This is a genomic window from Vicinamibacterales bacterium (genome assembly GCA_035699745.1).
Taxonomy (GTDB): domain Bacteria; phylum Acidobacteriota; class Vicinamibacteria; order Vicinamibacterales; family 2-12-FULL-66-21; genus JAICSD01.
Map to the genome: position 1 here is coordinate 16,346 of DASSPH010000026.1, position 24,199 is coordinate 40,544.

Here is a 24,199-nt window from a genome sequence, read left to right on the forward strand (position 1 = left end):
GGGTTTCAGGTTATAATGAGCGGTTCCTGCCCGTGAGGAGAGGGACCACCGTGACCATGCGATTCGACCTCAGGCAGCTTGGGCGGAAAGGGAGCGGGACGCTCCGGGACGAGCACGTCGATCGGACGTTTCAGCCGGCCGACTTCGCGGCCTCGCTCTCGGCGGACGAGGAATACACGGTCGCGGCGCCCGTCCATCTGGTGATGGACGTGCACAGGGACGGCGGCGCCTATCGCGTCACCGGCCGCGTGCAGACCCGGCTCCGCCTGGAGTGCGGCCGCTGTCTCGAGGCCTTCGAGATCCCGATCGACAGCGCGTTCGAGCTCCGCTACGTGCCCGAGCCGGCGGCCGGCGCCGACGGGGACGAGCGCGAGGTCAGCGAAGACGATCTGACCACCGCGTTCTACAAGGAGGACGCGATCGACCTCGGCGAGCTGATGCACGAGCAGTTCGTGCTCGCGCTGCCGATGAAGCCGCTCTGCTCGGAGGACTGCAAGGGGTTGTGCGGGCAGTGCGGCACCAATTTGAACCGGGGCACCTGCGAGTGCAAGCCGACGTGGACCGATCCGCGCCTGGAAGGCCTCAAGGGGATGCTCAAAGAGAGCTGAACAAGGAGTAGCATGCCGAATCCCAAACGCCGGCACTCGAAGACCCGCACCGCCAAGCGCCGCACCCACGACGCCTTGCAGCCGATCGGCCGCAGCGTGTGCCCGCAGTGCCAGGAAGCGAAGATGCCGCACGTCGTCTGTCCGAACTGCGGCTACTACAACGGCCGGCAGGTCAAGGCGGTCGAAGAGTAGCTCTCAGCCTTCAGCGTTCAGCTCTCAGCACGCGCTGACGGCGGCTGAAAGCTGACAGCTGACAGCCGACAGCTCTATGCGCATAGCCATCGACGCCATGGGGGGCGACGGCGGCCCCGCCGTCACCGTCGATGGCGCGCTCGTCGCGGCGCGGCACCTCCAGGTCGGACTGCTGCTCGTCGGCGACGCGGCGGTGATCGAAAGCGAACTGGCCCGCCATCCGGTCGCCAGCCTCTTCCGCCGCATCGACGTGCAGATCGCCGACGCGCCCGAGCGCGTGGAGATGTCCGAAGGCGCCGCCCAGGCGCTGCGGCGCAAGCCGCGCGCCTCGATCCGCGTCGCCGCCGAGGCGGTGCGCGACGGCCGCGCCGACGCGCTGTTCAGCGCCGGCCACACCGGCGCGTCCGTGATGGCGGCGCACGCCGCCTTCGGCCTGCTGCCCGGCGTCGATCGTCCGGCGCTCGCCACCATCATTCCGACCCGCCGCAGCCCCGCGGTGCTGCTCGATGCGGGCGCCAACGTCGGCTGCCGCGCCGCGCATCTCGTGCAGTTCGCCGTCATGGGATCGGCCTATGCGCGCGTCGCCCTCGGCGTCGAGTCGCCGCGCGTCGCGCTGCTCTCGATCGGCGAAGAAGAAACCAAGGGCAACGAGCTGATCCGCGAAGCGCACCAGCTGCTCAAGTCGGCGCCGATCACCTTCATCGGCAACGTCGAAGGACGGCATGTCTACTCCGGCGACGCCGACGTGATCGTCTGCGACGGCTTCACCGGCAACGTCACGCTCAAGCTCAGTGAAGGGCTGGTCGAGACGGTCGAAGCCCTGCTGCACGACGAGCTGGCGGCGACCTTCGGCGGCCGCGTCGGCTACGTCCTGTCGCGCCAGGCCTTCCGCCGCTTCCGCCGCCGCGTCGACTATTCCGAGTACGGCGGCGCGCCGCTGGTCGGCCTCGACGGCCTCTGCATCGTCGGCCACGGCCGCTCGTCCCCGAAGGCGGTCGCCAACGCGGTCACGATGGCCGTGCGCGCGGTGAACGAGGATCTGATCGGCCGGCTCACGCGCGATCTCTCCCCGATCTCCGTTGCCCGATCCCCGATCCCCCGATCCCTCAAATGATCGCGTTTGTCTTCCCCGGGCAAGGCTCGCAGAAGGTGGGAATGGGACGTTCGCTCGCAGAGGCGTTCCCGATCTGCCGCGAGACGTTCGCCGAAGCCGACGCGGCGCTGGGCGAATCGTTGAGCACGCTGTGCTTCGAAGGGCCGGCCGATCGCCTGATGCTGACCGAGAACACGCAGCCGGCGATCGTCGCCATGAGCACCGCCGTGGCCCGGCTGGCGGCCTCGCGCGGGCTGCAGCCGGCGTTCGCGGCCGGCCACAGTCTCGGCGAGTACTCGGCGCACGTCGCGGCCGGTACGCTATCCTTCGCGGATGCGCTGCGCACGGTGAGGCGCCGCGGGCGATACATGCAGGAGGCGGTGCCGGTCGGCGAAGGGGCGATGGCGGCGATCCTGGGGCTCGACGCCGACACGGCCGGGCGCGCGTGCGCGGAGGCCGCCCAGGGGGACGTCGTCACGCCGGCGAATCTCAACGCGCCGGGCCAGGTGGTGATCGCCGGCCATGCCGCCGCGGTGACGCGCGCCGGCGCGCGCGCGAAGGAGCTTGGCGCCCGCCGCGTGATGCCGCTCGCCGTGTCCGCGCCGTTCCACTGTCCGCTGATGAAACCGGCGGAGGAACGGCTCGCGCCCGAACTGCGAGCGCTGTCTGCCGCCGATCCGGCTTTTCCCATCGTCGCCAACGTGGACGCGCTGCCGAAGCGCCGCGCCGACGAATCGATCGAGGCGCTGATCAGCCAGGTGTCGTCGCCGGTCCGCTGGGAAGAGGTGGTCAGGCGGCTGATCGCCGACGGCGCACGGACGTTCGTCGAACTGGGTCCCGGCACCGTGCTCGCGGGGTTGATCAAGAAGATCGACCGCGAGGTTGCGGTCTACAGCGTCGAGGATGCGGCCGGGCTCGACGCATTGAAGCTATGATCGATTTGACGGGACGGGTCGCGATCGTCACCGGCGCGTCGCGCGGGATCGGCCGGGCGATTGCAGCGAAGCTGGCGGCGCAGGGGGCGGTGGTGATCGGCGCCGCGCGCGGCGACAACGCCAGGGCGACGGCCGACGCGATCGTCGCCGCCGGCGGCAAGGCTGAAGCGGCGGCCGCGGATGTCGCCGATCCCGCGGCGATCGAACGGCTGGTCGCCGCCACGCTCGAACGGCACGGCCGCATCGACGTGCTGGTCAACAACGCCGGCATCACCCGCGACCAGTTGATGCTGCGGATGAAGCGCGATGACTGGGACGCGGTCATCGCCACCAACCTGACGGCCGCGTTCATGCTGACGCAGGCCGTGCTGAAGCCGATGATCCGGCAGCGCAGCGGCCGCATCATCTGCATCAGCTCGGTGGTCGGGCAGGGCGGCAACGCGGGGCAGGCGAACTACGCGGCGTCCAAGGCGGGACTGATCGGGTTCGCCAAGTCGGTGGCGCAGGAAGTGGCCTCGCGCAACGTCACCGTGAACGTGGTGGCGCCGGGGCTGATCGAAACGGACATGACGCGCGCCATCACCGACGCCGCGCGCGACGACTGGTCCGCCCGCATTCCCTTGAAGCGGCTGGGCACGCCGGACGACATCGCGGCGGCGGTCTGTTTCCTTGCATCGGACGAGGCGGCGTATATTACTGGACAGGTCCTTGCCGTCAACGGCGGCATGTACATGTAGGTGAGTTTGGAGGGTGTTTAGATGGCCGTAGCAGACAAGGTGAAGAGCATCATCGTCGAGCAGCTCGGGGTCGACGAAGAGGAAGTGACGCCGGATGCGTCGTTCGTGGATGACCTGGGCGCCGACTCGCTCGACACCGTCGAGCTCGTGATGGCGTTCGAGGAGGAGTTCGGGATCGAGATCCCCGATGAGGACGCCGAGAAGATCACGCGCGTGAAGGAAGCCATCGAGTACATCGAGTCCCACGCCAAGTCCAAGAAATGACCGGCGGCAGGCGCGTTGTGGTGACGGGCGTCGGGCTGGTGTCCCCGCTCGCCATCGGAACGCAGGCGAACTGGGAAGCCCTGCTCGCCGGCCGGAGCGGCATCGGGCCGATCACCCGGTTCGATGCGTCCAGCTTCTCGGCGCGAATCGCGGGCGAGGTCAAGGGCTTCGACCCGCTGCAGTTCGTGGACAAGAAAGACGTCAAGAAGATGGACGTCTTCATCCAGTTCGCGCTGGCCGCCTCGCAGTTCGCGGTGGACGACGCCCGGCTGCAGGTCACGGCGGATCTCGCCGACCATGTCGGCGTCTACATCGCCTCCGGCATCGGCGGGTTCCAGACCATCGAGCGCGAGCACCAGGAGCTGATGAAGGGCGGCCCGCGCCGCATCTCTCCGTTCTTCATTCCCGCCTCGATCATCAACCTGGCCGCGGGCCAGGTCTCGATCCGCTTCAACGCCCGCGGCCCGAACTTGGCGACGTGCACGGCGTGCACCGCCTCGGCGCACGCCATCGGCGAGGCCTACGAGATCATCCGCCGCGGCGACGCCGAGGTCATGATCGCCGGCGGCTCGGAAGCGGCGATTACCCCGATGGGCGTCGGCGGCTTCGCCGCGATGCGCGCGCTGTCGACGCGCAACGCCGAGCCGCATCGCGCCAGCCGTCCGTTCGACAAGGATCGCGACGGCTTCGTGATGGGCGAGGGCTCCGGCATCTGCATCCTCGAGACGCTCGAGTCGGCCACCCGGCGCGGCGCCGGCATCTACTGCGAGCTGGTCGGCTACGGCCTGACCTCCGACGCCTATCACCTCACCGGCCAGCCCGAAGAAGCGCACGGCGCGATCCGGTCGATGACGATGGCGCTGAACAAGGCGGGCATTCAGCCGTCCGAGGTGAATTACATCAACGCGCACGGCACGTCGACGCCGATCAACGATCCGACGGAGACGCGCGGCGTGAAGAAGCTGTTCGGCGAGCACGCCTACAAGCTGGCGCTGTCGTCGACCAAGTCGATGACCGGGCACCTCCTGGGCGCCGCCGGCGGGCTGGAAGCGGGCATCACCGCCCTGGCGATCAAGCACCAGATCGCCCCGCCGACCATCAATCTCGACAACCCCGACGCGGCGTGCGATCTCGACTACGTGCCGTACACGCCCAGACCGATGACCATCAACTACGCGCTGTCCAACTCGTTCGGGTTCGGCGGGACCAACGGCACGCTGTTGATGAAGAGGTTCGACCCGCACGCGTGATTCGCACGCCGGTCGCGCAGGGAGCTCAAGCGAGGGGCCGCTGGGAACCGGCGCGAAGCCGGCCCCGAGCGCCAAGACCATGAAAATTGTCGTCTGTATCAAGCAAGTGGTGACGCGAGAGTGGCAGCTGCGCGTCAACGATCAGAAGACCTGGATCCGCGATCAGGATGCGGGGTTCGAGCTGAACGAGCCTGACGCTTACGCGCTCGAAGAAGCGCTGCGGCTCAAGGAGAAGCATGGCGGCGAGGTCGTGGCGTGCTGCGCCGGTCCCGCCCGTGCCACGCAGGTCATCCGCGAGGCGCTCGCCCGCGGCGCCGATCGCGCGATCCACGTCGAAGCGGACGCGCTGGCGACCGCCGACGCGAGCGTGATCGCCGACGCGCTGGCGGCGGCAATCAAGGACGAAGCGGTCGACCTGGTCCTGACCGGGCTGCAGTCCGACGATCAGGGCTTCGGGCAGGTCGGCGTCATCCTGGCCGAGAAGCTCGGCATGCCGCACGCGACCATCATCATGGAAGTGCAGCAGGGGGACGGCGGGCTGCTGCGCGTGAAGCGCGAGCTCGAAGGCGGATGGTTCCAGTGGGTGGCCCTGCCGATGCCGGCGCTGCTGACCATCCAGAGCGGCATCAACCAGCTGCGCTACGCCACGCTCAAGGGGATCATGGCGGCGAAGAAGAAGGAGATCAGGAAGGTGACGCCGCCGGCGGCCGCGCCGGCGCAGCGCATCACCAGCCTCTACTTCCCCGAGAAGGGGAAGAAGACGCAGATGCTCGCCGGCTCCCCGGCCGAGGCCGCGAAAGAGCTGGTGAAGCGGCTGCGCGAGGAAGCGAGGGCGCTGTGATTCTCGTCATCGCCGAACATCGCGACGGCAAACTGAACCGCGCCACGCTGGAGACGATCGCCGCGGCGCAGGCCGCGAGCGCGCAGGCCTCAGGGCCCGTCAAGGCCGCCGTGCTGGGCTCCGGCGTCGACACGGTGGCGGCGGAGGTTGCCGCCGCCGACCTCGCCGAAGTGATTGCCGTGGACGACGCCGCGCTGAAGGACTACACCGCCGACGGCTTCGTCCTCGCGCTGCAGGCGCTGATCGACGCCGAGAAACCGGATCGCGTGTTCCTGCCGCACACGTACCAGACCCGCGATTTCGCGCCGGCGCTGGCGGCCCGCCTCAACCGGCCGCTGATCACCGACTGCGTCGCCGTGAAGGACGGCGCCTACGTGCGGCCGATGTTCCAGGGCAAGCTGCAGGCCGACGTTGCCGTCGAGGGGGCGCACCTGGCGACGTTCCAGATCGGCGCCTACCGCGCGGATGCCATGAAGGCCGGCGGCGCGCCGGCGGCGGTGCGGAAGGCGGCGATCGCCATCGACGCCTCCAGGATCCGGCAGCGTCCCGAGCAGCCCTTCAAGGAAGCGAAGCAGGCCGTCGACCTGTCGCAGGCGGAGCGGATCGTGTCGGTCGGCCGCGGCATCAAGGCGCAGGAACACCTGCAGCTCGCCCAGCAGCTCGCGCAGGCGATGGGCGCCGAGATCGCCGCCTCGCGGCCGATCTGCGATGCCGGCTGGCTGCCGATGGATCGGCAGATCGGCAGCTCCGGGCAGACGGTCGCGCCCCGGCTGTACGTCGCGCTCGGCATCTCCGGCGCCATCCAGCACCTGGTCGGCATGAAGGGCGCCCGCACGATCGTCGCCGTCAACAAGGATCCGGAAGCCCCGATCTTCGAGATCGCCGACTACGGCATTGCCGGCGATCTCTTCGAGGTGGTGCCGGCGATGATTGCGGAATTGAACAAGTAGCGTGGCCGAACGCGAGGTTCTCGAAGTCGACGTCCTCATCGTCGGCGGCGGACCCGCCGGCATGTCGGCAGCGCTGCGGCTCGCGCAGCTGCAGAAAGAAAAGGGGGGCGAGCCCCTGGCAATCGCGGTGCTCGAAAAGGCGCGCGAGGCCGGCGCGCACATGCTGTCCGGCGCGGTGCTCGACCCTTCGACGCTCCGCGACCTCATCCCGGACTTCAAGGCGAAGGGAGCGCCGCTCGCCACCGAGGTGCACGGCGACGACATCTACTTCCTGACCCGCACCGGCAAGGTGCGGCTGCCGATCACGCCGCCGTTCTTCCGCAATCACGGCAACTACATCATCTCGCTGAACCGCTTCGTGAAGTGGCTCGGCGGGCTCGTGGAAGCGGAAGGCGTCGACGTGTTCACCGGCTTCCCCGCGACCGAAGTGCTGTTCGATACCGCCGCGCAGCCGGCTCGCGTGATCGGCGTCCGCACCGGCGATCGCGGCATCGACAAGCACGGGCAGCGCAAGCCGACCTTCGAGCCGGGCGTCGACATCCACGCCAAGGTGACGATCTTCACCGACGGCGTCCGCGGCAACCTCACCAAGTCGCTGGTACGGCAGCTCGGTTTGGACGACGGCAGGAGCCCGCAGGTCTACGCGATCGGCATCAAGGAACTGTGGGAGCTGCCGCCGGGACGCACCACGCCGGGCCGCGTGATGCACACGATGGGGTTCCCGCTGCGCAACGAGGAGTTCGGCGGCGGCTTCGTCTATTCGCTGCCCGACAACCTCGTCTCGCTCGGGCTGGTGACGGGGCTGGACTACAAGGACCCGATGTTCGACCCGCACATCGCGTTCCAGCATTTCAAGCGGCACCCGCTCATCGCCTCGATGCTGCAGGGGGCGACGCTGGTGCGGTACGGCGCGAAGGCGCTGCCGGAAGGCGGCTGGCACACGGTGCCGAAGCTGTACGCCGGCGGCGCGCTGATCGCGGGCGACGCCGCCGGGTTGATGAACTCGGCGCGGCTGAAGGGCATCCACCTCGCCATGCGGTCGGGGATGCTCGCGGCGGAGACCTGCTTCGAGGCGATTCGCAAGGGGGATACCTCGGAGGCGGCGCTGCAGGCCTACGAGTCGCGCATCAACGCCAGCGCGGTCCGCAAGGAACTGTATCCGGTCCGCAACGTCCACCAGGCGTTCGGCTACGGTTCGTTCGCCGGGGCGATGTTCGCGGGGCTGTCGCTCGTCACCGGCGGCTGGTGGTTCCGCGATCCGCTGCCGTCGCACGGCGGCTGGACGCGCATCCAGAAGCTCGGCGAGTACTACAAGGACGCGCGGCCCGATCCCGACACACCGGTGAACCCGGTCAGGATCGATCGCCAGCTCACCTTCGATCGCCTCACCGGCGTCCACTATTCCGGCACGCGCCACCCGGAGGATCAGCCGTCGCACCTGATCGTGCACGACGCGAACGTGTGCGCCACGCGCTGCCGCGAGGAGTACGGCAACCCGTGCATCCGCTTCTGCCCGGCGAACGTCTACGAGATGGTGGACGACGGGGCGCGGGGAAAGAAGCTGCAGATCAACGCCTCGAACTGCGTCCACTGCAAGACCTGCGACATCATGGATCCGTATCAGATCATCGACTGGGTGCCTCCGGAAGGGGGCGGCGGCCCCCACTACGAAGGCATGTAGGATTTGGAAATTTGGAAATTTGGGAATCTGGGAATCTGGAATCGGGTAGCGTGAGCTTCTGACGCAGGAATCCGCTCTCTCGCCGGCGCAGCTTCGACGGGCGGCCCTGATTTCGGCGGGTGCCGCTCCGCTGATCCGGGTGCTCGGCGCGACCTATCGCTGGCGCGTCGATGGCTACGCGCACTACGACGCCATCGTCGCTTCCGGCCGGCAGCCGATCTTCGCGTTCTGGCACGGACGCATTCTGCCCGCCACGCTGTTCTGGAAGCGCCGCGGCATCGTCGTCATCACCAGCCAGAACTTCGACGGCGAGTGGATCGCCGGGATCATCCGGCGGTTCGGCTACGGCACGGCGCGCGGATCGACGTCGCGCGGCGGGGCGCGGGCGCTGGTGCAGTTGCGGCGCGATCTCGCGGCGGGAAAGCCGGCCGCCTTCACCGTCGATGGTCCGCGCGGTCCCGCGCGCGTGGCGCAGCCCGGCGCGGTGTTCCTCGCCGGCGCGACCGGCCAGCCGATCCTGCCGTTCCACATCGAGTCCAGTTCGTCGTGGACGATGAAGAGCTGGGATCGCACGCAAATCCCGAAGCCGTTCGCGCGAATCGCCCTGGCGATCGGTCAGCCGCTCGAAATCCGCGACACGCAGGATCCGACGATCGACGCCGGGGTCGAGCAGCTGCAGCGCACCCTGAGCGCACTGGAACTGCGGGCCCAACAGATCGTGGCCGGCTCGCGCGGACTTCGAAGCAGGAAAACCTGAGAACGAGAGAATATTTGATCTCCCGTTCTCAGGTTCTCCTGTGAAAGACACTGAATGCTGCTGATATCGAGTACCCGCTTCGCCGAACACACCACGCCGCCGGGGCATCCCGAGGGGCCGGAGCGCGCCGACGTGTTCACCGCGGTGGCGGACGCGTGGCGCGACCAGGGGGTGCGGGTAATCGAGCCGCGCGCGGCGACGCGCGAGGAACTGCTGCGAGTGCACGACGCCGGGTACGTGGACGCCATGACGCGGATCGCCGGACGCGCGGCGAAGCTGGACCCGGACACCTACACCTCGCCGGAATCCTACGAGGTCGCACTGCTCGCGGCAGGAGCGGCGGTCCAGGCCGCGGATCATGCGCTCGACACCGGCGAGCCGGCGCTCGCGCTGGTGCGGCCGCCGGGGCATCATGCGGAGCGGGATGCGGCGATGGGGTTCTGCCTGTTCAACAACGTCGCGGTCGCGGCCGCGGCCGCACTCGCGCGCGGGGTGGAACGGGTGGCGGTCGTCGACATCGACGTCCATCACGGCAACGGCACGCAGTGGATGTTCTACACGGAGCCGCGCGTCCTGTACGTGTCCACGCATCAGTTCCCGTTCTATCCGGGGACCGGCGCCGCGGACGAGACCGGCTCTGGCGCCGGCCGGGGTTTCACGCTGAACATTCCGCTTGCGGCGGGCGCGACCGACGCCGACTACGCACGCGCCTACGAGACCGTTGCGGCGCGGCTGGAGGAATACGCGCCCGGGCTGCTGCTGATCTCGGCCGGGTACGACGCGCACGAGGACGATCCCCTGGCCTCGATGCGCGTCAGCACCGCGGGTTACGCCGCCATCGTCCGGGCGCTGCGCGACACCGCCCGGCGCATCGGCTGTCCGCTCGCGGCGGTGACCGAAGGGGGCTACGACCTGGCCGCGCTGCGCGCGTGTCTCGACGAGACCATCAGGGTGCTGCGCGAAGCTATAATTTAAGGATCGTGCCGGAGTACAAACCCCAGACAGTCGAAGCCAAGTGGCAGGAGCGGTGGCGGACGTCGCGCGCCTTCGAGGTGACCGAGGACGCGTCGAAGCCGAAGTTCTACTGCCTCGAGATGTTCGCCTACCCGTCGGGCCATGCGCACGTCGGGCACGTCCGCAACTACATGATCGGCGACGTCGTCGCCCGGATGAAGCGGATGCGCGGCTTCAACGTGCTGCACCCGTTCGGCTGGGACGCCTTCGGCCTGCCGGCCGAGAACGCGGCGATCAAGAACGGCACGCATCCCGAGACCTGGACGCTCGACAACATCGCGCACATGAAGGGGCAGCTGCAGCGGCTCGGCATCAGCTACGCCTGGGAGCGCGAGATCGCGACCTGCCTGCCTGACTACTACCGGTGGAACCAGTGGATCTTCCTGAAGATGCTCGAGCGCGGGCTCGCCTACCGGAAGCGATCCAACGTGAACTGGTGCCCGAGCTGCAAGACCGTGCTCGCCAACGAGCAGGTGGTCGACGGCGCGTGCTGGCGGTGCGGCACGGTCGTCACGACCCGCGAGCTCGAGCAGTGGTTCTTCAAGATCACGCATTACGGCGACGAGCTGCTGGACGGCATGCGCGAGCTGGAGGAGTGGCCCGAGAAGGTCCTCACCATGCAGCGCAACTGGGTCGGCCGCTCCGAAGGGGCCCGCGTGCGCTTCGCGCTCGAGGAGGGCTCCAGCCTCGAGGTGTTCACCACCCGCATCGACACGATCTTCGGCGCGAATTTCATCGTGATCGCGCCGGAGCATCCGCTGGTGCAGCGGTTCGCGGACGCGGCGGACGATCCGGCGGCGTTCCGCGCGCGGGTGACGAAGTTCACCTCGCAGGATCGATCGGCGCGCATGACCGGCGAGGTCGAAAAGGAAGGCTTCGACACCGGCCGGACGGCGATCAATCCGTTCACCGGCAGGGCGATCCCGATCTGGGTCGCGAACTTCGTCCTCATCGACTACGGCACCGGCGCGGTGATGGGTGTGCCGGGGCACGATCAGCGCGACTTCGAGTTCGCCCGCAAGTACAACCTGCCGGTCACGGTCGTGGTCGAGAAGCCAGGGGAGAAGCTGGACGGCGCGACGATGACCGAGGCGCACGCGGGGGAAGGCGTGCTGGTGAACTCGGGGGAGTACGACGGGCTTCCCTGGGAGGAGGCCAACCGCCGCATGACCGCGGATGCGGCGGCGCGCGGAATCGGCGAAGGCACCGTTCAGTACCGGCTGAAAGACTGGGGCATCTCGCGGCAGCGTTACTGGGGCACGCCGATTCCAGTCGTCTACTGTGAGACGGACGGCGTGGTGCCGGTCCCGTACGACAGCCTGCCGGTGGAACTGCCGAAGACGGCGGAATTCAGCGGCCGCGGCGACTCGCCGCTCGGGCAGATTCCGGAGTTCGTCAACACCACGTGTCCGACGTGCGGGGGGGCGGCGCGCCGCGAGACCGACACGATGGACACGTTCGTCGATTCGTCGTGGTACTTCTTCCGCTTCTGCGATCCGAAGAACGACGGGCTGCCGTTCGATCCGGAGAAGGTCACCTACTGGGGGCCGGTCGACTTCTACAGCGGCGGCGTCGAGCACGCGATCCTGCACCTGATCTATTCGCGTTTCTTCACGCGCGTGTTCCGCGATCTCGGAATGACCGCCCTCAGCGAGCCGTTCGCGCGGCTGCTGACGCAGGGGATGGTGCTGAAGAGCGGCCAGGTCATGTCCAAGTCGAAGGGCAACGTCGTCGATCCGGACGACATGATTGCCAAGTACGGCGCCGACGCCCTGCGACTCTACGTGATGTTCGTCGCCCCGCCCGAGAAAGAGATCGAGTGGACCGACGCCGGCCTCGAGGGGAGCTGGCGGTTCCTGGCGCGCGTCTGGCGCCTGGTCGATTCACTCGCGGAAACCATCGGCGGCGAGGGGATCCCCGAGCCCGGCACGCTGGAGCTGAACGCCGCCGAGCGGGCGCTGCGGCGAAAGACGCACGACACCATCCGCCGCGTCACGCTGGATCTCGATCCGCGCGTCCATCTCAACACCGCGATCTCCGCGATGATGGAGCTGGTCAACGAGCTGTATGCGTTCTGCAGCGGCGGCCGCTCGGTGCCGGTCGGCGACCAGCCCGAGGATGTCGGGACGATCGCGCGGCCGTCGACGATCGCAGTGCTCAAGGAAGCGATCGAGGCGCTGGTGCTGATGATCTCGCCGTTCGCGCCGCACATGGCAGAGGAGCTGTGGGAGGCGCTGGGCCATGCCGGCGGCGTCCTCGCCGCAGGCTGGCCGAAGTACGACGAGGCGGTCGCCAAGGCGGACGAGGTCGTGGTTCCGGTGCAGGTCAACGGGAAGGTGCGCGGCCGCGTGACGGTCGCGGCGGGCACCAGCGAGGAGGAGCTGCGCGCCGCGGCGCTCGGCGATCCACAGGTGAAGCCGCACCTCGCCGGGAAGCAGGTCAAGAAAGTGGTGGTCGTGTCCGGCGGCAAGCTGGTCAGCATCGTCGTGGGGGACAAGTGACGCGGTTCCTCGCAGACACGCGATCCAGGCGTCGGCTTTACTGCTGGATCGGGTTGGCCGTGCTCGCCGCCCTCCAGAGCGGATGCGGCTACTCGCTGGCCGGACGCGGATCGTTTCTGCCGGCCTACATCAAGCGGATCGGCGTGCCGCAGTTCACCAACAACACCGCGGTCTTCGAGCTGGATCGGCAGGTCACCGAACGCGTCCGCAGCGAGTTCATCGGCCGCGGCAAGTGGACGATCGTGCCGGACGCGACCGGCGTGGACGGACTGGTCACCGGCGTCATCTCGTCCGTCACACTGACGCCGGTGGCCTTCAATACGGCGCAGCAGGCGACGCGCTACGCGTTGACGTTGAGCGCCTCCGTCGAGTTCAAGGACATGCGCACCAACACGGTGCTGTGGTCCAACCCGTCGATGCAGTACCGCGAGGAGTTCGCGCTGAACCCGACCAGCGCGCTCGACACGGCCACGTTCCTCGGCCAGGACGTCAACGCGCGCGAACGGATGGCCAACGAATTCGCCCGCGCGCTCGTCAGCTCGATTCTCGAAGCCTTTTAGCCGATGGCTCTGGCCTCTCAGGTCCGGCAGCAGATCGCCCGGGGCACGGCGGATCCGGTCTATCTCCTGCTCGGCGATGACGACGCGGAGATCGCGCGGCTGGCGGCGGACATCAGCTCGCTGGTCGAAGACGAGCTGCGCGTCTTCAACGTCGAGCGGATGTACGCGGGGGAGAAGACCACCACCCCGGCGTCCATCGTTCAGGCGTGCCGGCAGATCCCGATGATGGGCGAGCGCCGCGTCGTCGTCGTGGTGCGCGGCGAGCGGCTGCTGAAGCCGAAGCGCAGGAGCAGGGAAGACCCCGCCGAGGGGGACGAGGATGCCGAGCCGCCGAGCGACCTGGACGCGCTGACCGAGTACGTGCAGAGCCCCTCGCCGACCACCACGCTCGTGATCGCGGCCGCGGACATCGACAAGACGCGCAAAGCCGGCAAGGCGATCATGAAACACGCCACCGTCGTCGAGTGCTGGGGACTGAAGCCGGGCAAGGAAGCCCGCGGATCGGATCTGCACCAGGCGACGCGGATCGCGGAACAGATGGTGAAGAAGGCGGTCGCCGAGGCGGGGCAGGTGATCGAACCGGCGGCGGCGCGGCTGGTGGCCGAGCGCGCCGGCTTCGACATCGTCCGGCTCCGCGGCGACATCGAGCGGCTGATGCTCTACACGACCGGCAAGCCGGGCATCACGCTGGCGGACGCGCGCGAGATCGTCAGCGCCGAAACGGCGAACGACGACTGGGCGGTGACCAACGCGATTCAGAATGGCAATGCCAGGGAGGCGCTGCGCCAGCTCGCGCTGGCGTTCGACGCCGGCGCGGTGTCGTATCAGGTGCTGGGGCAGCTCGCCTGGTTCGTGCGGGACAAGATGAACGATCCACGGCGGATCCCGGCGGCGGTGGAGGCGCTGTTCCGCACGGACCTCGACCTGAAGAGTTCAGGAGGAGACCCGCGAGTGCTGCTCGAACGCCTGGTGGTGGAGTTGTGCCGTCCGCCGTCGCCTCGCGGCCCGGCCGGACCGTAGCGCCCGCTAGGCCGCGCTGCGCCCGGCGACGCGCTTCGCCAGGCGCGACTTGTAGCGCGCGGCGGCGTTGCGGTGGATGACCCTCTTGCCGGCCATCTTGTCGACGAGCGAAATCGTGCTGCGGAGCGCGTCCTTCACCTTCGCCGGATCCCCCGCGTCGATGGCGGCGCGGATCGAGCGCAGGGCGCCGCGGAGGCGGGCGCGGTACTGGCGGTTCGCCTCCCGCTTGACGAGACTCTGGCGGTGGGCCTTGACGGCGGATTCGTGACTAGCCATAAACGCCTGATTTTAGCACACCTTTCCTCGCCGGCGCCCGTTCGCTAGGACCCGCCGCGCTTCATCCGGCGTAATTCCCGCCGTTCGCGCTTGTCCGGGGCGCCGGCCCCCGGCCGCCGCACGAAGGGAGCCGCCAGCCGCGCCATCCGCCGCAGTTCGACTTCCTCGGGAGTCGGCTTCGGCGTCACGTCCTCGTACATCAGCCGCGCCTGCGCCCTGGGCATGTGCTGCCCGGCCAGGACACGGACGATGACCTTCTGCCGCCGGCCGAACGGCCGGCTGATCTCGATCTCGTCCCCCTCCTTGAGGTCGCGGTGCGGCTTCGCCGCCTGCCCATTGACGTCGACCTTGCCCCCCTCGGCCGCGCGCTTGGCTTCCGAGCGGGTCTTGAAGAGACAGGCCACGTCGAGCCAGACGTCAAGGCGCATAGGGGATTTGGAAATTTGGGAATTTGGGAATTTGGAAATCTTTCCCAATTGTACCGGCTGGCGGACAGCGGTGAGCGAGCGGCCGGCGGGTCGGCGGCTGCCTACTTCTGCGAGTACCGGACGACTTCCCGGCCGTTGACGATCTCCACCCGGCGGACGATCGGCTTCGGTCCGCTCTCGGCCGCCGCGCCGGCGTTGGCGCGGATCTTCGAGACGTAGTTGCGGGTTTCCTTGTAGGGGGGCACGGCGTTGCCGTAGCGTTCCACCGCTTTCGGCCCGGCGTTATAGGCGGCGAGCGCGAGCGAGATGTCGTTGCCGAAGCGGACGAGCAGGCTTTTCAGATAGGCGACGCCCGCCTTGACGTTCTGCACGGGGTCGAAGGCGTCCGTCACGCCGTACTGCGCGGCCGTGCCGGGCATCAGCTGCATCAGGCCCATCGCCCCCTTCACCGACCGCGCCCGGGGGTTGAATGCCGACTCGGCCTGGATCACCGCCCGGACGAAATCGGGGTGCAGCGCATGCTGGGTGGCGTTCTCGACGATCAGGTCGTCGAATTCAGTGATGCGGCGCTTCGACGCCGGGGCCTCGTTGACGACGCCGTACCCGGCGCCCACGTAGGCGACCGAATACGTCCTGGCCGCGGGGCTTTGCGGCCGGTCCGAGATGATCAGGCGCCCTGACGCATCTGTCCACGAGTACAGCTGGGCGTGCGCCAGGGCAGGCGTAATCACGCACAGGAGGACGGTGGAGAGTGCGATGCGGAGCATATCCTCGTGCCAGCTCGACAGTGTACGGCCGGGCCGGGCTCTACCACAACGGCAAGGGCGTTGCCGTGGGTTGTCAATGACTTACGAGGATATTTTCGGCTCCGGCGTCCCGTTCCTGCACGCCCGATTACAGAAGTGAACCGACGACCTCCGGAGCCCGCTGGAGCAGTTCGTCGATTTTCGAGGGGTCCTTGCCGCCGGCTTCGGCGAAGTCGGGCCGGCCGCCGCCGCCGCCCCCGACGATCGGGGCCAGTTCCTTGACGACCCGTCCGGCCTGGATCCGCGCGGTGAGATCCTTGGTGACCGACACCACCAGCGACACCTTGCCGTCGTTCTCCGAGGCAATCACGACCAGCCCGCTGCCCAGGCGATCGCGCAGGGTATCGGACAACCCGCGCAGCGCAGCCTTCTCCAGGCCGCTGACGCGCCGCGCGATCATTCGCACGCCCTTCACCTCGCGCACGTCGTCGTGTCCGCCCGCGGCGCCGCCGCCGCCGAGCGCCGCCTTCATCCTCAACTGCTCGATCTCGCGGGTGAGGCGCTTGACGTCGGACTGCAGGCGCTGAACGATCTCGACCCCCTGGTCTGCGGAGGTGTTCAGCGCGCCGAGCACCCGATCCAGCGCCTGCCGCTGCTGCTGCTGAAAGGCCACGGCGCCGGCGCCGGTGAGCGCTTCGATGCGGCGCACGCCCGCGGCGACGCCGCTCTCCTGCGTGATCACGAACGGACCGATGTCTCCGGTGGCGCGCACGTGGGTGCCGCCGCACAGCTCCTTGCTGAACGAGCCGTCGCCGATCGACACCACGCGCACCCGATCGCCGTACTTCTCGCCGAACAGCGCCATTGCGCCCGACGCCATCGCCTCCTCGGTGGCTTTGACCTCGGTCTGCACCGGCGCGTTCCGGTAGATGTGCTCGTTGACGATGCGTTCGATCTCGTCGAGCTGCTCGCGCCGGATCGCCTGGAAGTGTACGAAGTCGAAGCGGAGGCGATCGGGCGCGACCAGCGAGCCCGCCTGCTTGACGTGCGTGCCCAGGACCCTGCGCAGCGCGGCGTGCAGCAGATGGGTCGCGGTGTGATTGCGCCGCGTCGCGTCGCGGGTATCGGCATCGACGGTGGCAGTCACGATGTCGCGCGGCTTGAAGACCCCGCGCTCGACGGTGACGCGGTGCGCGCGCGGGCCGCTGGCCGCCAGCCTGGCCAGCCCGTTCACCTGCGCGACGGCGCCGGTCGCCTCGCTGGCGATCGTGCCGCTGTCGGAGACCTGGCCGCCGGACTCGAGGTAGAACGGCGTCCGTTCCAGCACGACGTACCCGGTCTGCCCCTGCTTCAGTTCCGCGGCTTGCCGCCGTTCGCCGTCGAACACTGCGATCACCGGCACCCCTTTCACGCTGGTGGCGGTGTAGCCTTCGAACTGATCGCCAGGCGCAGTCGCCGCCGTCCGATCCGCGTCAGACGCGTAGGAGAACTCCTGCGTGCGCTTCCCCTCGAACGTGCTCCCCGCGCGGGCGCGCTCGCGCTGCCCCTCCATCGCCCGCTCGTAGCCTTCACGATCGAGCGTCACGCCGCGCTGGCCCGCCAGATCCTCCATGAAGTCGAGCGGCACGCCGAGCGAGTCGTACAGCCGGAACGCTTCATCGCCGGGCAGCACCTTCGTCCCGGCCGCGGCGCGGTCGAGCGCCTCTTCCAGGCGCGGCAGCCCGCCGGTCAGCACGGCATCGAACCGTTCCTCTTCGCTCCGCACCACCAGCACGATGTTGTCGCGGTTGCGCGGCAATTCGGGGTACGCATCCCCCATCTCGCGAACGACGACGTCGACCAGCGAGTGGAGCACCGGCTGCGTGAACCCGAGCTTCTTGCCGTGGCGCATCGCGCGGCGCATGATCTTGCGGAGCACGTAGCCGCGCCATTCGTTCGACGGGATGACGCCGTCGGCGATGAGGAACGTCATCGCGCGGAGGTGATCGGCGATCACGCGCATCGAGACGTCGGAGGGATCGTCGAGCGTCGCGCCGTAGCGGCGGCCGGCGCGATCCCCGATTGCCTTCAGGATCGGCGCGAACAGATCCGTGTCGTAGTTCGAGATCCTGCCCTGGATGACGGCGGTGATGCGCTCGAGCCCCATCCCGGTGTCGATCGACGGCGCCGGCAGCGGGTTCAGCGTGCCGTCCGGCTGCCGATCGAACTCCATGAAGACGTTGTTCCAGATCTCCACGTAGCGGTCGCAGCTGCAATCGATCGCCAGGCACGGCTGGCCGGCGGCCTCGCGCTCGCAGGGAATGTCGTTGCCGCGGAAGTAGTGGACCTCGGAGCAGCGGCCGCACGGCCCGGTGTCCCCCATCTGCCAGAAGTTCTCCGCCAGGCCGAGCTCGGTGATCCGGTCGCGCGGCACGAACCGCTGCCAGATGGCGAACGCCTCGTCGTCACGCGGAATCCCGGCTTCTCCCTTGAAGACGGTGGGGAACAGCCGGTCCGCCGGCAGGTTCCAGACCGTGGTGAGCAGCTCCCACGCGAACGGGATCGCGTCATTCTTGAAATAGTCGCCGAACGAGAAGTTGCCGAGCATCTCGAAGAAGGTGTGATGCCGCAGCGACGGGCCGACGTTGTCGAGATCGTTGTGCTTGCCGCTCACGCGCATGCACTTCTGAGACGTCGTGGCGCGGGTGTAGGCGCGCTTTTCCCTGCCCAGGAACAGGTCCTTGAACTGGTTCATCCCGGCGTTGGTGAAGAGCAGGGTCGGATCGTCCCCCGGCACGAGCGACGAGCTCGCGACGATGGCATGCCCGTGGCGCTCGAAATACTTGAGAAACGAGCGCCTGATCTCCTTCGACGTCATGCTCGACATTGTACCGTGACAACACGATAGGATCGGAGCCCGATGCAGAACGTCTTCGAGCAGGGCGGCGAAGTCGGCGCGCTCATGCGCGACATGGACTGGACCGGCACCGCGCTCGGTCCGCCCGACGACTGGCCGCAAAGCCTGCGGATTGTCGTGCGCATCATGCTCACGTCGCGCTTTGCGATGTGGATTGGCTGGGGACCCGAGCTGTCGTTTCTCTATAACGACGCGTACGCGCGCATGTCGCTCGGTCCCAGGCATCCGTCGGCGCTGGGGCGTCCCGCGCGGGAGGTGTGGGCGGAGATCTGGAAGGACGTCAGCCCGCGCATCGACCAGGTCATGTCGTCGGGGCGGGCGACCTGGGACGAAGGGCTGATGCTGATCGTCCTGCGCTACGGCTATCCGGAAGAGACGTATCACACCTTCTCCTACAGTCCGCTGTTCGACGACAGCGGCACGATCGCGGGCAACCTCTGCGTCGTGACCGAGGAGACCGAGCGGATCATCGGCGAGCGCCGCCTCGGGGCGCTGCAGATGCTGGCCTCGATGCTGGCTGGTGCGAACGAGGCCCAGGAGGTGTACGCGGCGGTGGAGACCTGCGCCGCCGCCAACGGGCGCGACATTCCGTTTGCGCTGCTCTACGCGGTGGACGAGGCGAGCGCCCACGCGACGCTCGTCGCGCGCAGCGGTATCACCGAGGATCACCAGGCCGCCCCGAGCCAGGCGGCGCTCGAGGACGGCGGACCCTGGCCGTTCGCCCGCGTGCTGCAGGGCTCGGACGACCTGATCGTGGATCACCGGGCCGGCGACGCGGCGTGGCCGTCGGGACCGTGGGACGTGCCGGTGACGCGTGCCGTCATGCTGCCGATCACGCTGCAGGGGCAGCTGCGGCCGTCTTACGTGTTCATCGCCGGCCACAACCCGTACCGTCCGCTCGACGAGTCCTGCCGCAGCTTCCTCGGTCTGCTGGTGGGGCAGATCGCCTCGGGCCTCGCCAACGCGCGCGTCTACGAAGACGAGCGGCGCCGCGCCGAAGCGCTGGCGGCGCTCGATCGCGCCAAGACGGCGTTCTTCTCGAACGTCAGCCACGAATTCCGCACCCCCTTGACGCTGATGCTCGGGCCGACCGAAGACGCGCTGGCGCACGGCGGCGTCATGCACCGTCCCGAGCTGGAGACGGTCTATCGCAACCAGCTGCGGCTGCTCAAGCTGGTGAACTCGCTGCTGGACTTCTCACGGGCGGAAGCCGGCCGCGCCCAGGCGACCTACGAGCCGATCGATCTCGCGGCGCTGACGACCGATCTCGCCAGCAACTTCCGGTCGGCGATCGAGCGCGGCGGACTCGCGTTCGAGGTCGACTGCCCGCCGCTGCCGGAGCCGGTCTTCGTCGATCGGCAGATGTGGGAGAAGATCGTTCTCAACCTGCTGTCGAATGCGTTCAAGTTCACGCTCGAAGGCAGCATCAGGGTGGCGATTCGCGCCGCGCGCGGTGCCGTCACGCTGTCGGTGGAGGACACCGGCGTCGGCATTCCGGAGGCGGAGCAGCCGCGCGTGTTCGAGCGCTTCCATCGGATCGAAGGCACGCGGGCGAGGACGCACGAGGGCACCGGCATCGGCCTCGCGCTCGTCCAGGACCTGGTCGCGCTGCACGGCGGGGCGATTACCGTCGAGAGCCAGCCCGGACGAGGCACGACCTTCAGCGTGACGATTCCCCTGGGCGCCGCGCACCTCCCGGCGGAGCGGATCGGCTCCGCGCCGGCGCTCGCGTCGAGCGCGATCGGCGTGCAGCCCTTCTTCGTCGAAGCCGAGCGGTGGCTCGAATCCGCCGCGGCGCCCGACCTCGCGGTCGACGAGGCGCCGATCGAGGCAGGGCCGCCGGAGCGCGGCCGCATCCTCGTCGCCGACGACAATCTCGACATGCGCGACTACCTGCGGCGGCTGTTGTCGCCGCGCTGGGTGGTCGACACCGCGCGCGACGGACGGGAGGCGCTGGCGCGGATGCAGCGGCATCGAGCCGACCTGGTGATCACGGACGTCATGATGCCGGAGCTGGACGGCTTCGGACTGCTCGCCGCGCTGCGCGCGAACCCCGAGACCCGCGACGTGCCGGTGATGATGCTCTCGGCACGGGCGGGGGAAGAGATGCGGCTGGAAGGGCTCCAGGCCGGGGCTGACGAGTATCTGGTCAAGCCGTTCTCCGCGCGTGAGCTGACGGCGCGCGTCGAGACGCTGCTGATCCGCGCCTCGATGCACGCGGTCGAGAACCTGCAGCGCCGTCAGCTCGTCGACATCTTCCGCCAGGTCCCCGCGGCAATGGCGATCCTGCGCGGTCCGGATCACGTGTTCGAGCACGCCAATCCCGCCTACCTCGCGCTGATCGGCAATCGCGACGTCATCGGCAAGCCGGTGCGCGAGGCGTTGCCCGAGCTCGACGGGCAGGGGGTCTACGAGCTGCTCGACGGCGTCTTTACCACCGGGCAGCCCTACGTCGGCAGCGAGCTGCGCCTGAGGGTGGAGCGCACACGGGGGGAGGCGCCGGAGGAGCTGTTCTTCGATTTCGTCTATCAGCCGCTGCGCGATGCGACGCAGCAGATCGACGGGATTGCGGTCGTCGTCTTCGAGGTCAGCGAGCTGGTGCGCGCGCGCAGCGACGCGGAGTCGGCGAGCCGCGCCAAGGACGAGTTCCTCGCCATGCTCGGGCACGAGCTGCGCAACCCGCTGGCGCCGATCCTCACCGCGCTGCAGCTGATGCGGCTGCGCGGCGGGGCCGCGCTGGAGCACGAGCGGACCGTGATCGAGCGGCAGACCCGGCACCTGGTCCGGCTGGTGGACGACCTGCTCGACGTCTCCCGCATCGCCCGCGGCAAGATCGAGCTGCGGCGCGAGCGGCTCGACGTCGCCGACGCGGTGGCGAAGGCGATCGAGATGGCGAGTCCGCTCCTCGAGGAGCGCAAGCATCGCCTCGACGTCCGCGTCCCGCGCGGACTGGACGTCGTCGCCGACCCGGCGCGGCTGGCGCAGATCGTCGCCAACCTCCTCACCAACGCGGCGAAGTACACCGACGGCGGCGGCCGGGTCGTGATCAAAGGCGCGCTGGAGGGGGACATGGTGGCGGTGCGCGTCGCCGATACCGGCATCGGCATCGATCCGATGATGCTGCCGCGCGTCTTCGAGATGTTCACGCAGGAGCGGCAGACGCTGGATCGGACGGCGGGCGGCCTCGGCCTGGGGCTGACGATCGTGCGCAATCTCGTCCAGCTGCACGGCGGCACCGTCGAGGCGTACAGCGAAGGGCGCGGCAGAGGCAGCGAGTTCGTGGTGCGCCTGCCGGCGGCGCCGTCGGCGCACGAGGCGGCCGCGCTGGCGGAGGCGGCGTCGGCGGAGCGGGACCTGCCGCGCGAAGGGCTGCCGGTGCTCGTCGTGGACGACAACGCGGACGCCGCCGACATGCTGCGCGAGTACGTCGGCGCGCTCGGCTACCGGGTGACGGTGGCGCTGGACAGCCTGGCGGCGCTGCGCGCCGCCGACGAGAACCCGCCGGCGATCGCGCTGCTCGACATCGGCCTGCCGGTGATGGACGGCTTCGAGCTGGCCCGCCGCTTCCGCGAATCGGACCGGCACGCGGCGATCAAGCTCGTCGCCATCACCGGCTACGGCCAGGAAACCGATCGCCAGCGCAGCCGGGACGCCGGCTTCGACGCGCATCTCGTGAAGCCGGTCGACATGGACCAGCTCGAGCACCTGCTGTCGGTGCTCACTACGGGCCTCCGATAGAGGCACGGATCTCACGGACGACACCGGTTGGTCCGCCCCGCGGTTCTCCGCGCGGTCCGTGGCCGTCAGTGATCGTCGGTGAAGTCACCGCGCCGGAACGCACGCAGGGCGGCGGTAATGCCGCCCGGCGAGAAGCCCTGGCGCATGAGGAACTGGTAGACGCGGGCGTACTCGGCGGGGGTCGCGATCGTCGTCTTGCCCCGCAGCTTCTTCTTCAACGCGCGCGCGATCAGCGTGCGCTCGTCGACCGAGCCGAACCCCTCGGCGAGCGCCTCGGCGGCGACCTCCTTGTCGATCCCCATGGCCTGCAGCTCGCGCTGGATCCGCAGCCGCCCGCGTCCCTTGACGGCCAGCGCGCTTCGCACGTACGCGGCGGCGACGCGGCGGTCGTCGAGCGCGCGATTCTCGATCAGCAGACCGATTGCGCGCTCGATGTCGTCCTGGGAATGATCGCGCTCGCGGAGGCGCTCGCGCAGCTGGTGAACGGAGAGCTCACGCCGGCCGAGCAGATGCAGCGCGTCGACGTAGGCGGTTCGATCGGGGGATCGGGCGATCGGGTGATCGGGTGATCGAGGCACGCGTCTGCTCACCGATTATGCGATCACCCGATCACCCGATCACCCGATCACCCGATCGCCCGATCACCCGATGCTATCGTCCTCCGAACCGTTCGATCGTCGGCATCGCCGGCCTGGCGGGCGCGGCCGGTGCGGCGGGCTTGCTCCCGGGCCTGGGGGCGGCCAGCTTTGCCGCCATCTCGTCTCGCGCCATGTCGGCGGTGGTCGAGATGCCGGACACCTTGAGCTTGAAGTCGTCCACGTTCGACGCCCAGCGCAGCGCCTCTTCGAGCGTCACCAGCCCCTGCGAATAGAGGCCGAAGATCGCCTGGTCGAAGGTCTGCATCCCGTACTGCGACGTGCCGGAGGCGATCGCGCCCGAGATCATCGACGTCTTGTCCTTGTCGATGATGCAGTCGCGGATGAATGCCGTCGACGTCATCACCTCGACCGCGGCGGCGCGCCCCATCCCGTCGGCGCGCGGCAGCAGGCGCTGCGAGATCGCCGCCTTGAGCACGGCGGCGAGCTGAATCCGCACCTGGCGCTGCTGGTGGGGCGGGAACACCGCGATGATGCGGTTGATCGTTTCGGTCGCGTCGAGCGTGTGCAGCGTCGAGAACACGAGGTGGCCGGTCTCGGCGGCGTGCAGGGCGGTCTCGACGGTCTCGAGGTCGCGCATCTCGCCGACCAGGATGACGTCGGGGTCCTGACGCAGCGCGGCGCGCAGCGCGTGCGCGAACGACTGGGTATCGACCGAGATCTCGCGCTGGTTGACGATCGACTGGTTGTCCCGGTGCAGGTACTCGATCGGATCCTCGACCGTCATGACGTGCGCCTGGCGCGTCGCGTTGATGTAGTCGATCATCGCCGCCAGCGTGGTGCTCTTGCCCGATCCGGTCGTCCCGGTCACCAGCACCAGGCCGCGCTCTTCCGACGCGATCCGCTTCAGCACCGGCGGCAGGTTCAGCTCGTCGATCGTCTTGATGCGCGTCGGGATGATGCGCAGGACCAGCCCCACGGTGCCGCGCTGCTGGAACACGTTGACGCGGAAGCGCCCCAGCCCGTCGATGCTGTAGGCGAGGTCGACGTCCTGGTTCTTCCGGAACTTCTCGACGTGCTCCGGCCCGAGGATCGTCTGGGCGATCGCTTCGGTAT

The 24,199-nt window shown here is 68.8% G+C and carries 22 protein-coding genes; 16 read left to right on the plus strand and 6 right to left on the minus strand.

The annotated features are described in order from the left end of the window. The first annotated feature begins 56 nt into the window (after positions 1–56). The 15 genes from VFK57_04775 to holA all read left to right on the plus strand — a co-directional run bounded on the left by VFK57_04775 (position 57) and on the right by holA (position 14,403). Positions 57–608 carry a DUF177 domain-containing protein gene (locus tag VFK57_04775; protein HET7695000.1) on the plus strand — a complete coding sequence of 184 codons (552 nt, stop codon included), beginning with the start codon at positions 57–59 and terminating at the stop codon, positions 606–608. A gap of 12 nt (positions 609–620) precedes the next feature. Further along, positions 621–800 carry a 50S ribosomal protein L32 gene (gene rpmF / locus VFK57_04780; protein HET7695001.1) on the plus strand — a complete coding sequence of 60 codons (180 nt, stop codon included), beginning with the start codon at positions 621–623 and terminating at the stop codon, positions 798–800. 76 nt (positions 801–876) lie between these two features. Further along, entirely contained in the window at positions 877–1,914 is a 1,038-nt protein-coding gene (plsX, locus tag VFK57_04785; GenBank protein HET7695002.1) for a phosphate acyltransferase PlsX, read from the plus strand. Continuing rightward, entirely contained in the window at positions 1,911–2,828 is a 918-nt protein-coding gene (fabD, locus tag VFK57_04790; GenBank protein ID HET7695003.1) for an ACP S-malonyltransferase, read from the plus strand. Before plsX ends, fabD begins: the two co-directional genes overlap by 4 nt. Further along, complete coding sequence (gene fabG, locus VFK57_04795) at positions 2,825–3,565, plus strand: 3-oxoacyl-ACP reductase FabG (GenBank protein HET7695004.1); 741 nt, start codon at positions 2,825–2,827, stop codon at positions 3,563–3,565. The genes fabD and fabG overlap by 4 nt, the downstream gene beginning before the upstream one ends. 21 nt (positions 3,566–3,586) lie before the next feature. Continuing rightward, positions 3,587–3,829, plus strand: coding sequence for an acyl carrier protein (acpP, locus tag VFK57_04800; protein HET7695005.1), 243 nt, complete (start codon positions 3,587–3,589; stop codon positions 3,827–3,829). Beyond that, complete coding sequence (fabF, locus tag VFK57_04805; GenBank protein ID HET7695006.1) at positions 3,826–5,079, plus strand: beta-ketoacyl-ACP synthase II; 1,254 nt, start codon at positions 3,826–3,828, stop codon at positions 5,077–5,079. Before acpP ends, fabF begins: the two co-directional genes overlap by 4 nt. Positions 5,080–5,188: 109 nt before the next feature. Then, positions 5,189–5,920 (plus strand): electron transfer flavoprotein subunit beta/FixA family protein, encoded by a 732-nt coding sequence (locus tag VFK57_04810; protein HET7695007.1) that lies wholly within the window; start codon positions 5,189–5,191, stop codon positions 5,918–5,920. Next, a complete protein-coding gene (locus VFK57_04815) occupies positions 5,917–6,870 on the plus strand; it encodes an electron transfer flavoprotein subunit alpha/FixB family protein (GenBank protein HET7695008.1) in 954 nt (317 codons plus the stop codon). The genes VFK57_04810 and VFK57_04815 overlap by 4 nt, the downstream gene beginning before the upstream one ends. 1 nt (position 6,871) lies before the next feature. Then, positions 6,872–8,551 carry an electron transfer flavoprotein-ubiquinone oxidoreductase gene (locus tag VFK57_04820; protein ID HET7695009.1) on the plus strand — a complete coding sequence of 560 codons (1,680 nt, stop codon included), beginning with the start codon at positions 6,872–6,874 and terminating at the stop codon, positions 8,549–8,551. 139 nt (positions 8,552–8,690) lie between these two features. Continuing rightward, a complete protein-coding gene (locus tag VFK57_04825; GenBank protein HET7695010.1) occupies positions 8,691–9,308 on the plus strand; it encodes a lysophospholipid acyltransferase family protein in 618 nt (205 codons plus the stop codon). Positions 9,309–9,362: 54 nt separating this feature from the next. Next, on the plus strand, positions 9,363–10,283 hold the full coding sequence (locus VFK57_04830) for a histone deacetylase (GenBank protein HET7695011.1): 921 nt from the start codon (positions 9,363–9,365) through the stop codon (positions 10,281–10,283). Between the two features lie 5 nt (positions 10,284–10,288). Continuing rightward, on the plus strand, positions 10,289–12,823 hold the full coding sequence (leuS, locus tag VFK57_04835) for a leucine--tRNA ligase (GenBank protein ID HET7695012.1): 2,535 nt from the start codon (positions 10,289–10,291) through the stop codon (positions 12,821–12,823). 59 nt (positions 12,824–12,882) lie between these two features. Continuing rightward, positions 12,883–13,383 (plus strand): LPS assembly lipoprotein LptE, encoded by a 501-nt coding sequence (gene lptE / locus VFK57_04840; GenBank protein HET7695013.1) that lies wholly within the window; start codon positions 12,883–12,885, stop codon positions 13,381–13,383. Positions 13,384–13,386: 3 nt separating this feature from the next. Then, on the plus strand, positions 13,387–14,403 hold the full coding sequence (gene holA, locus VFK57_04845) for a DNA polymerase III subunit delta (GenBank protein ID HET7695014.1): 1,017 nt from the start codon (positions 13,387–13,389) through the stop codon (positions 14,401–14,403). 6 nt (positions 14,404–14,409) lie between these two features. Here holA and rpsT read toward each other — a convergent pair whose 3' ends face one another. The 4 genes from rpsT to alaS form a co-directional block, all read right to left on the minus strand. Then, positions 14,410–14,679 carry a 30S ribosomal protein S20 gene (gene rpsT, locus VFK57_04850; protein ID HET7695015.1) on the minus strand — a complete coding sequence of 90 codons (270 nt, stop codon included), beginning with the start codon at positions 14,677–14,679 and terminating at the stop codon, positions 14,410–14,412. A 44-nt stretch (positions 14,680–14,723) separates the two neighbouring features. Then, positions 14,724–15,107, minus strand: coding sequence for an RNA-binding S4 domain-containing protein (locus tag VFK57_04855; GenBank protein ID HET7695016.1), 384 nt, complete (start codon positions 15,105–15,107; stop codon positions 14,724–14,726). Positions 15,108–15,208: 101 nt separating this feature from the next. After that, a complete protein-coding gene (locus VFK57_04860) occupies positions 15,209–15,874 on the minus strand; it encodes a lytic transglycosylase domain-containing protein (GenBank protein HET7695017.1) in 666 nt (221 codons plus the stop codon). Positions 15,875–16,001: 127 nt separating this feature from the next. After that, a complete protein-coding gene (gene alaS / locus VFK57_04865) occupies positions 16,002–18,710 on the minus strand; it encodes an alanine--tRNA ligase (GenBank protein ID HET7695018.1) in 2,709 nt (902 codons plus the stop codon). Positions 18,711–18,752: 42 nt separating this feature from the next. Here alaS and VFK57_04870 point away from each other — a divergent pair, with 42 nt between their 5' ends. Further along, on the plus strand, positions 18,753–22,487 hold the full coding sequence (locus VFK57_04870; GenBank protein HET7695019.1) for an ATP-binding protein: 3,735 nt from the start codon (positions 18,753–18,755) through the stop codon (positions 22,485–22,487). 65 nt (positions 22,488–22,552) lie between these two features. Here VFK57_04870 and VFK57_04875 read toward each other — a convergent pair whose 3' ends face one another. Continuing rightward, complete coding sequence (locus VFK57_04875; protein HET7695020.1) at positions 22,553–23,077, minus strand: regulatory protein RecX; 525 nt, start codon at positions 23,075–23,077, stop codon at positions 22,553–22,555. Between the two features lie 61 nt (positions 23,078–23,138). After that, a partial coding sequence (locus tag VFK57_04880; GenBank protein HET7695021.1) for a PilT/PilU family type 4a pilus ATPase occupies positions 23,139–24,199 on the minus strand: 1,061 nt, incomplete at its 5' end.

Excerpts from the sequence above, each read along its gene's own strand:
- VFK57_04775 (HET7695000.1), top strand. The coding sequence starts at position 57 with ATGCGATTCGACCTCAGGCAGCTTGGGCGGAAAGGGAGCGGGACGCTC.
- rpmF (HET7695001.1), top strand. The coding sequence starts at position 621 with ATGCCGAATCCCAAACGCCGGCACTCGAAGACCCGCACCGCCAAGCGC.
- plsX (HET7695002.1), top strand. The coding sequence starts at position 877 with ATGCGCATAGCCATCGACGCCATGGGGGGCGACGGCGGCCCCGCCGTC.
- fabD (HET7695003.1), top strand. The coding sequence starts at position 1,911 with ATGATCGCGTTTGTCTTCCCCGGGCAAGGCTCGCAGAAGGTGGGAATG.
- fabG (HET7695004.1), top strand. The coding sequence starts at position 2,825 with ATGATCGATTTGACGGGACGGGTCGCGATCGTCACCGGCGCGTCGCGC.
- acpP (HET7695005.1), top strand. The coding sequence starts at position 3,587 with ATGGCCGTAGCAGACAAGGTGAAGAGCATCATCGTCGAGCAGCTCGGG.
- fabF (HET7695006.1), top strand. The coding sequence starts at position 3,826 with ATGACCGGCGGCAGGCGCGTTGTGGTGACGGGCGTCGGGCTGGTGTCC.
- VFK57_04830 (HET7695011.1), top strand. The coding sequence starts at position 9,363 with ATGCTGCTGATATCGAGTACCCGCTTCGCCGAACACACCACGCCGCCG.
- holA (HET7695014.1), top strand. The coding sequence starts at position 13,387 with ATGGCTCTGGCCTCTCAGGTCCGGCAGCAGATCGCCCGGGGCACGGCG.
- rpsT (HET7695015.1), bottom strand. The coding sequence starts at position 14,679 with ATGGCTAGTCACGAATCCGCCGTCAAGGCCCACCGCCAGAGTCTCGTC.
- VFK57_04855 (HET7695016.1), bottom strand. The coding sequence starts at position 15,107 with ATGCGCCTTGACGTCTGGCTCGACGTGGCCTGTCTCTTCAAGACCCGC.
- VFK57_04860 (HET7695017.1), bottom strand. The coding sequence starts at position 15,874 with ATGCTCCGCATCGCACTCTCCACCGTCCTCCTGTGCGTGATTACGCCT.
- alaS (HET7695018.1), bottom strand. The coding sequence starts at position 18,710 with ATGACGTCGAAGGAGATCAGGCGCTCGTTTCTCAAGTATTTCGAGCGC.
- VFK57_04870 (HET7695019.1), top strand. The coding sequence starts at position 18,753 with ATGCAGAACGTCTTCGAGCAGGGCGGCGAAGTCGGCGCGCTCATGCGC.